Origin of the sequence: Planococcus faecalis (assembly GCF_002009235.1) — a bacterium.
GTDB classification, from domain to species: domain Bacteria; phylum Bacillota; class Bacilli; order Bacillales_A; family Planococcaceae; genus Planococcus; species Planococcus kocurii.
Genome location: NZ_CP019401.1, coordinates 268068 through 282367 on the forward strand (window position 1 = coordinate 268068; position 14300 = coordinate 282367).

Below are 14300 nucleotides of genomic sequence, written 5' to 3' on the forward strand. Positions count from 1 at the left end.
CACAACCTAAAAAAACTACGAGACCAGTCTCGAAGCAGCTTTTAATATCGGAATTTTTGAGGGGCAGCAACTATTGGAGGAGAGAAATGATATGGAAAACAACAGAAAAGTGGTTTGTTACATTGCTACGAGTGTAGATGGATATATTGCAACAACAGAAGACTCACTGGACTGGCTGTTCAAAGCAGCGGAAGGACAAGAAGGAGATATGGGTTACGCTGAATTCATAGCTACCATTGATACGGTAGTGCTAGGACGCAGAACGTATGATTGGGTAATGGCAGCGGAAAATGGTCAATTTCCTTATCAAGATAAAATGAGTTATGTTTTTACATCAACAGTTGCCGAGGAACATGCATTTGTCACGTTTACAGATCAAACGGTTTCAGACTTTGTAAAAGCGCTTAAAGAAAAGCCAGGAGAAAATATTTGGGTAGTTGGCGGTAGCGGATTGCTTCATAGTTTTGTCGAAGAAAACCTAATTGATGAATGGATCATTTCCATCGCCCCGGTATTACTTGGCAAAGGTATTCCGTTATTCAAAGAGGTCAATATGGAATCCTCTCTGAAGCTCAAATCGGTAAAATCGTATGGAGACTTTGTACAGCTTCATTATAAAAAATTATAAGCAAAACAGGTATCTGAGAAATTTTCAGATACCTGTTTTGCTTTAAACATTCGTCTTTCGATTTCGTAAGAGAAAAGAACTAATATTTAGCAGGAGAAAGCACCTTTTTTTATAAAAAAATCAGTATCTTATTCATTTTGACTAGTTATCAATAAATTTAAAGTAGTTACGTCGGATTGAATTCATATAATTACAATTATATACTATTAAAAAGAGTCGTTTGTTGATTCTTGGAATTGAAGGGAGAGAAAGTATGAAAAATTTTAAAGCACTATTGTTTGCTTTGTCTATGGTTTTATTTTTAGGTTTTTCTCAAACGTCTGTGGAAGCACATTCGCCAGATTTACACGAAGGTGTTTCTGGACAAGATGTAAAAGAACTACAATCTACATTAGGGAAATTAGGTTATTTCCATACGACAGCTACAGGTTATTATGGTTCTGTAACTAAAAATGCAGTTATGCAGTTTCAGCGTGACTTTAATGTCTCAGCTACGGGCTTTACGGGACCATTAACACGTAAAAAAATAACAGAAGTTGAGATGATGGCACGTGTTGTAAATGGAGAAGCACGAGGAGAAAGTTATACCGGACAAGTTGCGGTAGCAGCTGTTATCCTAAATCGTATCGACTCTTCTGCGTTTCCGAACAGTATGGATCAGGTTATTTTCCAACGTAATGCGTTTACTGCCATAAATGATGGGCAGTATAATTTGAAACCGAGTGCATCGTCTTACCAGGCTGTAAAGGCTGCAGTGAAGGGATCTGACCCATCACTTGGTTCAACTTATTACTATAATCCGAGCGGTGTTACGGATACATGGATTTTCTCACGCACGACGATTACGAAAATTGGTAAGCATGTATTTGCAAAATAGTTTTGAGAATCGCCCTGGTTTTTACGGGGCGATTTTTTTTGAGGTGAATAACAGGGCAGAAAAGGGTTATACTGAGAAAGAACAATGAGAGGTGGAATTTAAATGTCTGAAAAAAACGTGCAGCAATTGCCGCCGAAAACTTGTAGCATCGAAAGACTCGTAACGAACAAGCAGGATGTCGAAAAGGTTCTGCTTGGTCAGAAATCGGCGACACGCCGGAATGGTCGTTATGCAGATGTAGGAGAAATCATGGTGCTAAACGATAAGAAATTCTTAGTAGATCACGTCTACCAACAAACACTTGGTGAGTTAACAGATGAACTAGTGGCACGAGAAGGATATGCTAGTGTTGAGGAATACAAACAATCAATACTGTCTACTCACGCAGGTATGCCGTGGTTACCTCAAATGACTGTTTGGGTTCACGAATTTCATTTGATGGAAGAGTAACTGCAACATGTACTCGCTCATATTATTCGCTCATATTTTAAGTGCGGTGCTATCTATTGGACCATTCTTTGTCCTTCTTCCTCTAGTTAAGCGAATGGAGACAGCCTCTGGAGATGTTCTTCAGTCGCATATCGTAACTTTTAAATCGGCGACACGCCTCGTTAAGCATGCAGGTCATGTATTGGTTACAACAGGCGTTCTGCTAATTTGGCAAGGACCGTGGGGCTGGGGAACTTCCTGGATTTTAGGTACACTGGCTGTTATGGTCGGTTCTGTTTTTTTCTTGGCACGCGCGTTCACGCCGACTCTACGCAAATTTGGCAATGAAAAATTCAACCACTTGCAGTTAGTTAAGAAGTTACATCGCTCATTATGGATTTACATTTTCTTGTTGTCATTGATGCTATGGTTCATGGTCGACAAGCCGAATTTCTGGTAACGAAAAAGACGGGGCTGTTCCAAAAGTCATGAAAAATGACTTTTCGGAGCAGCCTTTTTTTGTATGGATGAGAAATGGCTGATGTCTATTCCGACGGACGCTTTCCACGGCCTCAGCCGTTCTAAAACGAAAAAAGGATACAAAAAATCGTCCATTTCTGTAAATGGGAGTTACCACACCACCATTGGAGAAAGGACGATTTTGATGTGCAATCCGAAGATTACTTCCCAAATGATAACCCTGAACAAACTGTATTTCCACTCTCTTGTCTTGTTGTGATTCCAATGATTAAATCCAGAATTGTCTAAATGATTCCAGCTTATAGTTGACAAATCACTGTGGATTTAATACGATAAGCACAACCTTTTTTGTGCGGATTACGGTTGAAGGTGTCGGGAGCGACACCGCCGAAATCTAGTTGAGCAGAGCATAGTAGAGCTAAATCGATGAGTAAGAAGAGTAGCACAGATCAACCTCTCAAAGAGAGTCAGTGGCAGGTGGAAACTGACGGGGTGTCTGAGTGAATGGACTTATGAGTGATTCTTTGAACAAGCAGTAGAAGAATCCGTTTCCCTACGTTATCAGGGATCAAGTGAAAGCTTTGTCAGCTTTAACATGAGGTGGTACCGCGGTGATTCCGTCCTCTGCAAGGAACAGTTCTGTTCTTGCAGAGGGCTTTTTTGTTTTAAAAGAGAGTAAAACGTGCAGCAAGGTCTGCGTTTTTAAGAAATGGAGCTGAGTTGAGATGAGTAAAGAAATGAAAATGAGAAAAATTGATGGGGACTCTTTAACACCTATTGCTGTGTTTAACCGACTAGTTGGGGAACGTAAATGCCTGTTAGAAAGTTCATTAAAAACAAGTGTTACGGGTCGTTATTCGTTTATCGGAGCAAATCCGTCTGTTGGTTATATTGGTCACGGTCAACAATTGCGTGAAATTGATTTTCGAACAGGCGCTGAGAAAATCTACGAGGGAAAACCATTAGAATTGATCAAAGCACGAATGCCTCGTTACGAAGCAGAAGTAGAGGGATTGCCTTTTACAGGAGGGGCCCTTGGATATATCGGTTATGATGCGATTCAAGTGTATGAACCAATCAAAGCACCCAAAAAAGATAGCTTGCAGATGCCGGATATTCATTTACAAATCTATGAAACCATTGTGGTGTTCGATCATGTAAAAAATGATGTGACCATTTTAACGTTTGAAGACAAGCTTGATGAAATTGAACAACAATTAGCTATTCCTGAACAAGCGGCTATGGCAGTAAATCAGGAATCACTACAATTCGACTCCAAAACGAGTGATGCTTTTTTCCGTAAACAGGTAGAACAAGCAAAAGATCATATTCGTAAAGGTGATGTTTTTCAATTGGTTTTGTCGCAGCGCTTAACGGCAAGTTACAAAGGAGATGCCTTTGCGTTATACCGGAAATTACGCAAACAAAATCCATCTCCTTATCAATTCTTTATCGATTTTGATGGCTATGCAATTGTCGGTGCGTCACCTGAAAGTTTGTTAACAATCCGTGGCAGCCACATGATAACCAATCCGATTGCTGGCACACGAAAACGCGGTGACACTGACCTTGAGGACAATCGATTGGCAGAAGAACTAGCTAGTGACGAAAAAGAGCAAGCAGAGCATAAAATGCTAGTAGACCTCAGCCGCAACGATGTAGGGCGTGTCGCACAAATTGGAACTGTAGAAGTGCCAAAATATATGGTTATTGAAAAATACCAACACGTGATGCATCTGGTGTCGGAAGTAACAGGACAGCTGGATAAAAAAATGCATCCGTTAGATGCTTTAGTATCCTGCTTGCCTGCGGGGACGGTGTCAGGCGCTCCGAAAGTACGTGCTATGCAATTGATACAAGAATTTGAAGAAGAGCGTAGAGGAGTCTACGGGGGAGCTATTGGCTACTTAGGATTTAATGGCAATCTAGATGTCGCACTGGCAATTCGTACTTTTGTCGTTAAAGATGGAATGGTTCATGTCCAAGCAGGGGCAGGCATTGTCTTTGATTCAGACCCACAAGCAGAGTATGAGGAAACGCTTCATAAAGCGCGTTCACTCACGGAGGTGTTCGGATGATTCTATTAATCGATCATTATGATTCTTTTACTTATAATATTTATCAGGCCGTTGCTGCTATGGGAGTGGAAGTAGAAGTGGTCCGTTCCGATGTGTTAACACTAGAGGAAATTAAAGCCAAAAACCCGAAAGCAATTATTCTTTCACCGGGACCTGGTCACCCACTGGAATTACCTGAATCGATTAAACTAATTCGAGAGGTGCACCAATCGATTCCAATTTTAGGGATTTGCTTGGGGCAGCAACTAATTGGAGCAGCATTTGGCGGCAATGTTGTCGAAGCACCATTTATTCGACATGGTAAAGTGTCTCAAGTATCACATGTTCGGCAAGGGTTGTTTAAGAATATGCCACTGCCATTACCGGTCATGCGTTATCATTCACTTGTATTAGAGCCCGAAACTTTGGCTGATTGTTTAGAGGTACAAGCGCGGGCACTCGATGACGACACGATTATGGCTGTTAAACATCGGGACTATCCGGTTTATGGAATCCAGTTCCATCCAGAGTCGATTGGTACGCCGGACGGGGTAGCATTGATGAAAGAATTTGTTATGCAGGTCCATGAGGAAGTAGCGAGTCGTTTATAGAACACATGAAAAGAGGCTGTCCCAAAAGTCATGAAAACATTACTTTCAGGGATAGCCTCTTTTGGCAATTGTCAGAAAGGGCTGATGTCCATTTCGACGCACGCTTCGCGGGCACAGCCTCAGCCATTCTAACCTTAAATCAGGAGATAAAAAACCGTCCATTTCTGTAAAACAAAAGTTCCCATACACTCCTTACAGAAAGAACGATTTTTATGTGAAATCCGAGGCTAACTTCCCAAAAAGGATAGCACGGAAAAGTGATGGTGGACATCCTCTTTAAATAGATAACGCAAAATTGACGCAGAAAGTGTGTTCGGTCCTATCAAAGGCAATCGGTCGTTCCGGTGATTTCTCCTCTGGGGCTTCGATAAAGTGCAAAAGGCGTTCCGGATTGTGGCATGGACCTACAATCTCTTGAAAGTAGCAGGCATTCGCCAACTGCTTTCAGGGCGCTTGTCCTAAAAAGACGATGAAAAAGAATTTCTTTTTCATCGTCTTTTTAGAGACTTATGGGGCAGTTGTTTTTTTTTACACGCGTATCAAAGGCATAGTGCAGCAACGAAAAGCACCACCGGATTTGATAATTTCGGAATAATCGACTTCAATTACATGGAAGCCGCGGGAAGTTAATTGCTTATTCACTTGTGTGTTCTGCGGCTGGCTGAAAACTTGGCGATTGCCAATAGACAGTACGTTAGTGCCTAAAGCAAACTGCTCTTTCTCATTGACACGAATTAATGTATAGCGCTCAGCGAGCATTTCGACAGTAGCCCTATCGAGCGCTTCAGGAAAAATGAGTGCTTCTGTTGGTGACAAGATATTAAAGACACAGTCAAGGTGCAGGTATTTTTCATTAAACGAAATAGGCAGGACTTCAAAATCCGGTAGCTCACGCTGTAAATCATCGATAGCTTTTTTGGAAGTACGGCTGCTGATACCGACAAAGACAGTGTCGCGGTCGATGATGACATCACCGCCTTCGATGCGATGGCCTGTCAAATTTTTGAAGTTGACGTCACGTGTTTGCATCCACTTTCGAAGTTCTTGTTCTTCGCCTTGGCGAATTTCAGAGGCCATTTCGCTAATAAACACCGAGTCTCCAATGGTAAATCCAATATCTCGTGTAAATACTTGTTCCGGATAATTTTCAGCAGGCTCAATCAAATCGGTTTGAACACCACGATCAAGTAACGCTTGAACAAATTCATTGTGTTGATTGAGTGCTTTGTCTATATCGATATTTTCGTCCTTATACCTTTTCTGAACATCATTGATGACATCTTTTATCTCCATAAAGCGTGGCGGGCATAACAAAACACGCCGAAGCGAATCGTATTCGCTCTGGCAACGTGCAGATAGACTTTCTTTTATAGTTGATGACATATAGGTTCCTCCAAAGAACATAGTTATTAATTTACTATTCCTTTTGGGTAGTAAATTAAAACATGCTAATTAGGAGATGGTACACAAAAAGAGGCGGAAATGAGAAAATGTAAAAAGAAAGTTTTTCGATACAGGAGGAGACTGTTACGATGAAAATTATTCAACAGGAAGTGGCGAAAGACCGAGATTTTATCCGGAAGAAAATTATTGAACACAATGTCGCCAATTTGCCGGGAGAAGCGAACTCCCCATTTGAGCAAATGAGTTTTATCGTGCGTAATGAAGAAGAGGTGATTATAGGCGGTTTAACAACCACCGGTTTTTGGCGAAGTCTTCACATCGATTTCCTGTGGGTAGACCCAGCAATCAGAGGTACCGGCATTGGAGAAAAATTGATGGCACGGGCAGAAATTTATGCGCGCAGTAAAGAATATCGATTGATGATTGTCGACACCTTAAGTTTTCAAGCGCCTGAATTTTATAAGAAACAAGGATTTTCGGAAATTGGTGTAGTTAACAATCATCCAGTAGGCCATAGCCATTATTATTTGGAAAAATGGCTCTTGGATTCATCAAAACAATAAAAAAACGGAAGCCCAAAAGGCCTCCGTTTTTTTATTCTTGTTCTTTGTAAAATACTTTGTCTACATTGTATTTGGCTTTTTCTGTGTTAATCAAATACGTTTCGTAGATGTCGCGCTCCATTGGATCTTCTATAATGGAAACGGTAATGCGGTAGACTTCTTCACGATGATTCTTCAATGGTGATACTGAATCTTCGAAATGTTTTTTTACACGTTGGCGTAGTTTGCGGGCTTTTCCGACAAACAATAGTTCTCCACTGTGGTTAAAAAATTGAATGATGCCGCCTTTATCGCGTGGAACATCGTGCAAATCGATAAAGCCGAATAATGGTTTGATGACAGCTTCGTCACCTGTAATTTCTTGTTTGCGCTGTGTAATCGTCACATCCGCTTTTGGTGGTTGAATATTAATCATGCTTATCACGTCCTCTAGTTATCGTATTGCCTAGTTTAACACAAAAAAGAGCGGAAATCCATCCGCTCTTTTTCGCCTATCATTCGAAAATGTCTTATAAAGTCTCTAATTGGTCGCCAACAGGCTGCTCGCCTTGCAGTACTTCAAATGTTTTGTGATACGTATTGTTGCGATCGAGTACATCTACTAAGACTTTAGCGACGTCTGCTCTTGGAATTGATCTTCCTTCAAGAGAAGAAAACCCATTTGAAGAAATCTCGATTTTACCTGATTTGTCTTCGTCTGAAAGAGCTCCGGGACGAACGATTGTATAATCCAAATTAGTAGCTTTCAACAGATCATCTGCTGTGCGTTTTGCTACTAGATAAGGCTTCATCGCCTCGCCACCCGCATCCGGATTGTCTGAGCCAACTGAGCCAAGTTGCACAAAGCGTTTAACGCCTTTGTCCTGTGCGTATTGAGCTGCTTTCACAGAACCCCATAAATCAATGGTTAAGGTTTTATCAGCCCCTGTTTTTGGACCAGATCCGGCTGCGAAAATTACAGCATCTACGCCTTCAAAAGCAGCACTGAAATCTTTTTCTAAATCGCCCAATACGACATTAGCAGCACCGAGTTCTTTCATTTTATCAATTTGATCTTCTTTACGGACCATAGCGGTTGCTTGATGATTTGCTTCGGATAATTCTTTGACAATGTTGCGGCCGACTTGACCGTTTGCTCCAATAACTAGTACGTTCATTCGATATCCACTCCTTTAATTGTCTTCACTCTACTTATATTCCCTTTTGATTCCACGATAAACGTTTTATTTCTTCGTTCAACTGTCCAAAAAGCTGTAGACAAGCTAGAATAGAATAACGGAGGTGTTACAATGCAAATTACAGATTATGTGTTTCACAAAATTAACGATCCTACAGGAATTATGGTGGGTGACCGTTACGAATTCTTGTTGAATGTTGAAGTTGATGAAGAAGATGAGTTATATACAGAGGGCGGCTTAGAACTGCGTGTTATTATTGCTGCAGAAGAGGCAGGAGCTCGTATCGCACATTACAACTTTATCGATAAGCAAACAAGAGGTGCACTTGAGTTTGGACTTGAAGATGAGGAAGAAGAAGAAATTCTTGCTTACTGTTCAGAAAAACTAGCATAGTCAAAAACATCCTGCTCAATTTGAGCAGGATGTTTTTGATTAGATGTTAACTTCTATTTCAGCTGTTTTCTTTAGTTCTTCAATTTGAACAACTACAGCCTCTTGTGTTTTTTGCTCTTCTAGAGATGTGCGGATTGTCGGCTCCATTTCTTCAAAAGCGGGTGCTTCTTCTTCAGAAGTTTCTGCAAAGCCATCATAAGCTGTTTTCACTTCTTCGTCTGTCACTTCTCCTGCTGTTACCTCTTCTGCAACATACTGCTCGTAAATCGACTGTTCACGAAGCTGAACTTCCATGTCAGCTAGCGTAAAGCCAGTTTCTTTTAAGGCTTTGTCCATTACCTCTGTCGATTCAAACTGACTCTTTAGTTCTTCTAAGCGCTCTTCAACTATTTTTTCATCTGCTTGATAGCCTTTTTTTGCTGCGTCTTGCAAGATTACTTTGTTACCAATCAATACGGACAATGCCTGTTCTTTTACAAGGGCAGCATTTTCATCTTCGGACACATCTTGACCTTGTGCAGTTAATGACGATTCCAGTTGACGAGCCACACTATTATAAACTTTGCCCAAAATTTCTTCCTCATTCACGACAACAACTACATCTTTTTGCTCCGGTAATTCCAAAGCTGATTCGGTAGGAGTGTTTTCACCTGCTGTTTCTTCAGTCGTTTCAGGCGCAGTATTTTCTTCGGATTTAGTTTCTTCCTGATCAGAGCACGCGCCTAATGTTAGCAATAAAAGAATTGGGGCGAACGCAAATTTCATTTTCTTCATCATTTAAAAACTCCTCTTTCAGTCTGTCTGCTTAACAGTAAAACATATTTTATTGGGTGGCACAAATAGTTGTACGTGCTTGTGCAAATAAAGCCGCAATTCGGTATAATAATAAGAGATAGACAAGTAATAGAATTAGAAAGCTAGAGTAAGCCGCATGTCTAGGGCGATTTAGCTAGTGGATTCGATTTGAAATGTCCGTTAAGCGTGTTATGATTGTAGGAATCTGTAGATAATGATACATAACTTATACTTTTGGGGGAATCTCTATGACAAGCTCACATACGATTAAAGCACGTAAAACATTGGACAAAATTCAACCATACTCACCAGGAAAGCCAATCTGGGAAGTGCAAAAAGAATTAGGACTTGATCGTGTCATTAAATTGGCGTCTAACGAAAATCCATTAGGGCCTTCGCCTAAAGCGGTAGCAGCGATTCAAAATGGATTGGCAGAACTAAACCGTTACCCTGATGCAGATGCGAGCGCATTGAAAAAAGCCATTGCTAACAAATTTCAAGTAACTCCTCAACAAGTAATTACAACAAATGGTGCTGACGAATTGATTACGTTGATTTCTGAAGCTTTTCTCGAAGCTGGAGATGAAGTCATTGTTCCGTCTCCGTCATTCAGTGAATATGATTTTGGTGCACATATTATGGGTGCCACAGTTGTACCGGTCAAATTCAAAGAAGGATTTGAATATGATGTAGATGCGTTACTAGCAGCAGTAACAGAAAAAACCAAAATTATTTACATCTGTACGCCGAACAATCCAACAGGTACGTATATACCAAAATCAGATTTGGATAAATTAGTAGAAGCGATTGATAACGTATTGGTCGTTATTGATGCGGCTTACGATCATTTCGCTGATGCCGCGGACTACACAAATGGTGTGGAATACATCAACGCGGGACAGTCAGTCGTAACATTGGAGACCTTCTCAAAAATTTATGGTATTGCTGGAGTACGAGTTGGCTTTGGAATCGCTCCTGAATCAATCATTCAATCGATTTTAAAAGTAAAAGAACCGTTTAACGTCAATACATTAGCACAAATTGCAGCAACTGCAGCAATTGAAGATACTGAACATGTACAGACTTCCCAAGAAACCAATAAAGCAGGACGTAAACAACTATACAAAGCCTTTAAAGACCTAGGGTTAACGTACGTTGAAAGCATGGCCAACTTCGTATTAGTGCAACTGGGTGAAGATGGCGAAGAACTGTACAAACAACTAATGGCAAAAGGTGTCATTGTTCGTCACGGGAAAATTTGGGGCTTACCTGATTACATCCGTGTTTCTGTTGGGACGACAGAAGAAAATCAATTCTTTATTGACGTTTTAAAAGGATTATTAGTTAAACAAGCATAAAAAAGATGCTCCTGAAACTAGGAGCATCTTTTTTATAGGCTACCGAATTCGTGTATTCATCATTAACGATTTGAGCTGTGTATAAACGTATGCTTTGCTTAAAACCCTGCCTATACGATAAACTTCTAGGAAAAGATTCTTAAGGAATAGGAGGAATGCCAGCTTGGACCAAGTAAATTTATTGTCGTCCATCACTTACATTGATACAGAGCGTTCTATTGAATCTGGAGAAATAAAAATCACCGATACAGAATGTAATATTCACCTATACGAAGATATCGTGGTAACTTCTGCGACGAAATTCCAAGTAGCAAACGTATGGGATGTATCTTATAAGTCCTTTTCATCTGAAGCAAGTTTGTTGTATCTGCATACTCATAGGGGAGTATTAACGTACAAAGTCTATACAGATCCAGATCACTTTGTGGAAACGTTTAAAAAACTGAAAAATAAACATTACTAAAGAAGATAGGTTTTCCTGTCTTCTTTTTCGATTCTATCGAGTTGCAGAAAAGCTAGGCTATAACAGAGGAGAGATGGTTATGGAGGACAATCTTAAAATTGCAGATAGATGGACAACCAAAGTAAACGACAAAGATGTTAAAGCAGTACTAGAAATATCAGATCTCCGCGTTGAATTGGTAGGTCCAAGAGCTACGGCAGAAGGTCATGATGTTCTAAGGAAATGAATTGAGGGGTTGGACGTTCATATGGAGACGCAACACAGTATACAACAGGGGATGAAGTGATTTGCGTGCAGAAGGTTACTTGGCAAAACCAAAGTGGCCATGTAACGATTTATACTTTCATGGAAAGCAGCAATGGAAAAGTTCATCGCTTGGGGAGGTTTGATACCTTAGATGATGCTTTTGGGCAATGCCAATTGAGCGAAGAAGATAAAGTTGATTAAAGTGAAGTTCCGATTTTGAAAGTAATAGAATACATCAAAAAACCATAGAAGGAAAATAATCGATTCTTCAATGGTTTTTTTGATTGGAAACTTACTTTATTTCACTATTGATCAAATCGCCCAACTCATCCCAATTTTCAACACGTGGCAAATCGAGGTGCCGATTATAAGATTGATCTTTGACGATAACTTTTACAGGAGTATTTGTTAAAGTATCCAAGACAGCCGGCTTGTCGTCGAAATAATAATCCAGCTGCAAATTTTGAATGATCTTCACTTTTTCCGAATCTTTCATGCCACAGAAAAAGTTTTCTCTTACGATAGGGAAGTCTTTTTCAATCAGCCAGTTGAACGTATTGTCAGCATACTCTGGGGGACGTGATGTTATATAGTAGATGTCGTGACCACCTGATTCGAGTTGTTTCAATAGATCAAGTGCCCCGAAGTAGAGGGGACAGTCCGTGAAATACAAAAAATCCAAAGAGCGATTCCACAAATCCTTGCCTTCTTCATCACTCAATCCGAACGCTTCATGTATTTCGACGCGATTCAAGGTGTGGAAAATATCAATGTCCACACGTTTACCTAATTGCTGTTGGTAATAATGAAAGGCATATTCACGCAAATTAATCAATGTATCGTCTATGTCAAAACCCAATTTCATATGCTGCTGCCTCGCTTTTCAGGATAGCCTGTAAATTTAAAGTCTTTGCCCATTTTGCTGAATTCACCATCACGTAAATCGATGGCATCTTTCATCCAGTCCACACCTGTTCCTTCAATAAAAGTCGGTGCTAATTTGCCTCCGACTATTTTAGGAGCAAAGTAAAACACGACTTTATCGATTAAGTCATTTTCTAGAAATGCGGCATTGATGGTACCGCCACCTTCGATAAAAAGCGATGAAATGCCTTTTTCACCAAGTGTCCGAACAACATCTAAAACATCCACTTGCGTATCGTGACTCGTTGCAAAAATAGAAATACCTAACTTCTCTAATGCCTGTCGTTTATCACTATCGCAATTTCGACTTGTAAAAATCCAAGTATCTGCGATTCCATCTGTCAAAAGCTTTGAATCAAGCGGAATACGTAATGTGGAATCTAAAACAATACGAAGCGGATTGCGGCCATTTGGGATTCGAGCCGTCAATTCAGGATCGTCTTCAATTACCGTACCCACCCCCACCAGTATGGCCATATGCTGACTCCGTAATAGATGAACATCCAATCGAGCTTCTTCAGAAGTAATCCATTTGCTGTCAAGAGAGTGAGTAGCAATTTTCCCATCAAGTGTAGAAGCGGCTTTCAAGGTTACGAAAGGGGTTTTACCGACGATGAATTTATTGAACACTTCATTCATTTTTCGTGACTCTTCCTCGCGTATGCCGACGATTACATCGATATCCGCGTCTTGAAGCATCCGGACACCGTTTCCGGAAACCAGTGGATTCGGATCCAACGTGGCCACGACAACTCTTTTGATGCCGGCATCGATAATGGCTTGTGCACACGGTCCCGTCCGCCCAAAATGGGAGCAAGGTTCAAGCGTTACGTAAATCGTAGCGCCATGACTCCTATCACCCGCCATGCGAAGTGCATGGATTTCGGCATGAGGTTCGCCGGCTTTCAAGTGAGTTCCAATACCGACAATTCCGCTGTTATTGACAATGATAGAGCCGACCAATGGATTTGGATCTGTCTGGCCCTTTAAAGCTTGTGCATTACTGAGCGCAAAGTCCATATAGAATTCATGGCTTGACATGCATCATGTCCTCCTCGTCTTTAAGGTGCCCTGAGCGTTCAATTTTGGTCTGTAAATAATCCGTGTTGTATTGAGACTCGTCTCCCCATAGGGAAGTTCTTGATGCAATTTTAAGTCCCGCTTTTTCAATAGCTGCAACTTTTTTAGGGTTATTCGTCATTAACGTTACGGGCTTGGTACGCAATGATTGCAATACAGCAATAGCATCACCGTAATTTCTTGAATCGTCTACATAGCCTAATTTCTCATTAGCTTCGACCGTATCGTAACCATTTTCTTGAAGTACATAAGCCATCGCTTTGCTGAACAAACCAATGCCACGACCTTCATGATTCGCCAAATAAAATAACGCACCGGTGCCATGGTCAGTAATTCGTTTCATCGATTGTTTTAATTGAAAACCACAGTCGCAGCGCTTGCTGCCAAAAATATCGCCTGTATGGCAAATAGAATGCATACGAATCAAGGCATCTTCATTGTTCTCAAAATCACCGTATACGAGGACGCTCGATTGCTGATACTCAGCAAGGTTTGCGGAGTTCAGTTTTTCAATAATGCTCTCGTAATCCTCAGTCACTTCATCGAGGCTCAACCAGCAATACCAATTAAATATAAACGTTTCGTTATATAAGTCAACAGGAAGACGGATGGGGCCGACCAAGTAAACGGCGCCTTCTTCAGTCTGGATCATTTGGATTTTTTCTTTTAATAGGGCAAAGACTTGTGGATCTAATTTCATATCGTGCATGCCAACATCCCCTTATATAATTCTTATACAATATATCGTACTACAATCTGTTGATAAAAGTGAGTGGTTTGTACTTAACGATAATTATTATCATTTAAATAAAGT

18 protein-coding genes and 1 other annotated feature are annotated in these 14300 nt (G+C 40.6%); of the genes, 11 read left to right on the plus strand and 7 right to left on the minus strand.

Features of this window, described 5'->3' with window-relative positions; translation table 11 throughout:
* Positions 1-91 precede the first annotated feature (91 nt).
* The 6 genes from AJGP001_RS01435 (at position 92) to AJGP001_RS01460 (ending at position 5082) form a co-directional block, all read left to right on the plus strand.
* Positions 92-628 carry a dihydrofolate reductase family protein gene (locus tag AJGP001_RS01435; RefSeq protein WP_071153395.1) on the plus strand — a complete coding sequence of 179 codons (537 nt, stop codon included), beginning with the start codon at positions 92-94 and terminating at the stop codon, positions 626-628.
* A 253-nt stretch (positions 629-881) separates the two neighbouring features.
* Entirely contained in the window at positions 882-1505 is a 624-nt protein-coding gene (locus AJGP001_RS01440) for a cell wall hydrolase (protein ID WP_071153535.1), read from the plus strand.
* A 102-nt stretch (positions 1506-1607) separates the two neighbouring features.
* Positions 1608-1955: an ASCH domain-containing protein gene (locus tag AJGP001_RS01445; RefSeq protein ID WP_071153396.1), complete on the plus strand. Its 348-nt coding sequence runs from the start codon at positions 1608-1610 to the stop codon at positions 1953-1955.
* Between the two features lie 7 nt (positions 1956-1962).
* Positions 1963-2394: a hypothetical protein gene (locus AJGP001_RS01450; RefSeq protein ID WP_058386606.1), complete on the plus strand. Its 432-nt coding sequence runs from the start codon at positions 1963-1965 to the stop codon at positions 2392-2394.
* A gap of 437 nt (positions 2395-2831) precedes the next feature.
* Positions 2832-3042: a binding site (T-box leader), on the plus strand.
* A 97-nt stretch (positions 3043-3139) separates the two neighbouring features.
* Positions 3140-4492 (plus strand): anthranilate synthase component I, encoded by a 1353-nt coding sequence (trpE, locus tag AJGP001_RS01455; protein ID WP_078080070.1) that lies wholly within the window; start codon positions 3140-3142, stop codon positions 4490-4492.
* Complete coding sequence (locus AJGP001_RS01460; protein WP_071153397.1) at positions 4489-5082, plus strand: anthranilate synthase component II; 594 nt, start codon at positions 4489-4491, stop codon at positions 5080-5082. The genes trpE and AJGP001_RS01460 overlap by 4 nt, the downstream gene beginning before the upstream one ends.
* A 528-nt stretch (positions 5083-5610) precedes the next feature.
* Here the strand turns inward: AJGP001_RS01460 and AJGP001_RS01465 are convergent.
* Positions 5611-6465 (minus strand): dimethylarginine dimethylaminohydrolase family protein, encoded by an 855-nt coding sequence (locus tag AJGP001_RS01465; RefSeq protein WP_071153398.1) that lies wholly within the window; start codon positions 6463-6465, stop codon positions 5611-5613.
* Positions 6466-6614: 149 nt separating this feature from the next.
* Here AJGP001_RS01465 and AJGP001_RS01470 point away from each other — a divergent pair, with 149 nt between their 5' ends.
* Positions 6615-7049: a GNAT family N-acetyltransferase gene (locus tag AJGP001_RS01470; RefSeq protein WP_071153399.1), complete on the plus strand. Its 435-nt coding sequence runs from the start codon at positions 6615-6617 to the stop codon at positions 7047-7049.
* Positions 7050-7080: 31 nt separating this feature from the next.
* On the opposite strand, the gene AJGP001_RS01475 is transcribed toward AJGP001_RS01470, so the two are convergent.
* Both AJGP001_RS01475 and AJGP001_RS01480 read right to left on the minus strand, forming a co-directional pair.
* Positions 7081-7464, minus strand: a complete 384-nt coding sequence (locus AJGP001_RS01475; RefSeq protein ID WP_058386600.1) for a nucleotide excision repair endonuclease — start codon at positions 7462-7464, stop codon at positions 7081-7083.
* 94 nt (positions 7465-7558) lie between these two features.
* A complete protein-coding gene (locus AJGP001_RS01480; RefSeq protein WP_071153400.1) occupies positions 7559-8206 on the minus strand; it encodes an SDR family oxidoreductase in 648 nt (215 codons plus the stop codon).
* Between the two features lie 132 nt (positions 8207-8338).
* Here AJGP001_RS01480 and AJGP001_RS01485 point away from each other — a divergent pair, with 132 nt between their 5' ends.
* Positions 8339-8620, plus strand: coding sequence for a DUF6509 family protein (locus AJGP001_RS01485; RefSeq protein ID WP_058386598.1), 282 nt, complete (start codon positions 8339-8341; stop codon positions 8618-8620).
* Positions 8621-8659: 39 nt separating this feature from the next.
* Here the strand turns inward: AJGP001_RS01485 and AJGP001_RS01490 are convergent, their stop codons facing one another.
* Positions 8660-9397 carry a SurA N-terminal domain-containing protein gene (locus AJGP001_RS01490; protein ID WP_078080071.1) on the minus strand — a complete coding sequence of 246 codons (738 nt, stop codon included), beginning with the start codon at positions 9395-9397 and terminating at the stop codon, positions 8660-8662.
* Positions 9398-9663: 266 nt separating this feature from the next.
* Here AJGP001_RS01490 and hisC point away from each other — a divergent pair, with 266 nt between their 5' ends.
* The 3 genes from hisC to AJGP001_RS17615 all read left to right on the plus strand — a co-directional run bounded on the left by hisC (position 9664) and on the right by AJGP001_RS17615 (position 11462).
* Positions 9664-10773, plus strand: coding sequence for a histidinol-phosphate transaminase (gene hisC, locus AJGP001_RS01495; RefSeq protein ID WP_078080072.1), 1110 nt, complete (start codon positions 9664-9666; stop codon positions 10771-10773).
* Positions 10774-10936: 163 nt separating this feature from the next.
* Entirely contained in the window at positions 10937-11236 is a 300-nt protein-coding gene (locus AJGP001_RS01500) for a hypothetical protein (protein WP_071153401.1), read from the plus strand.
* Positions 11237-11315: 79 nt separating this feature from the next.
* On the plus strand, positions 11316-11462 hold the full coding sequence (locus AJGP001_RS17615; protein ID WP_245830226.1) for a hypothetical protein: 147 nt from the start codon (positions 11316-11318) through the stop codon (positions 11460-11462).
* A 312-nt stretch (positions 11463-11774) separates the two neighbouring features.
* Here the strand turns inward: AJGP001_RS17615 and AJGP001_RS01510 are convergent, their stop codons facing one another.
* From AJGP001_RS01510 to AJGP001_RS01520, 3 genes are read right to left on the minus strand one after another with little or no spacing between them, the layout of a single operon-like run.
* Entirely contained in the window at positions 11775-12347 is a 573-nt protein-coding gene (locus AJGP001_RS01510; RefSeq protein ID WP_078080073.1) for a 5' nucleotidase, NT5C type, read from the minus strand.
* Positions 12344-13447: a bifunctional diaminohydroxyphosphoribosylaminopyrimidine deaminase/5-amino-6-(5-phosphoribosylamino)uracil reductase RibD gene (gene ribD / locus AJGP001_RS01515; RefSeq protein ID WP_071153402.1), complete on the minus strand. Its 1104-nt coding sequence runs from the start codon at positions 13445-13447 to the stop codon at positions 12344-12346. The genes AJGP001_RS01510 and ribD overlap by 4 nt, the downstream gene beginning before the upstream one ends.
* Positions 13434-14195, minus strand: a complete 762-nt coding sequence (locus AJGP001_RS01520) for a GTP cyclohydrolase II (protein WP_058386592.1) — start codon at positions 14193-14195, stop codon at positions 13434-13436. Before AJGP001_RS01520 ends, ribD begins: the two co-directional genes overlap by 14 nt.
* Between the last annotated feature and the right edge of the window lie 105 nt (positions 14196-14300).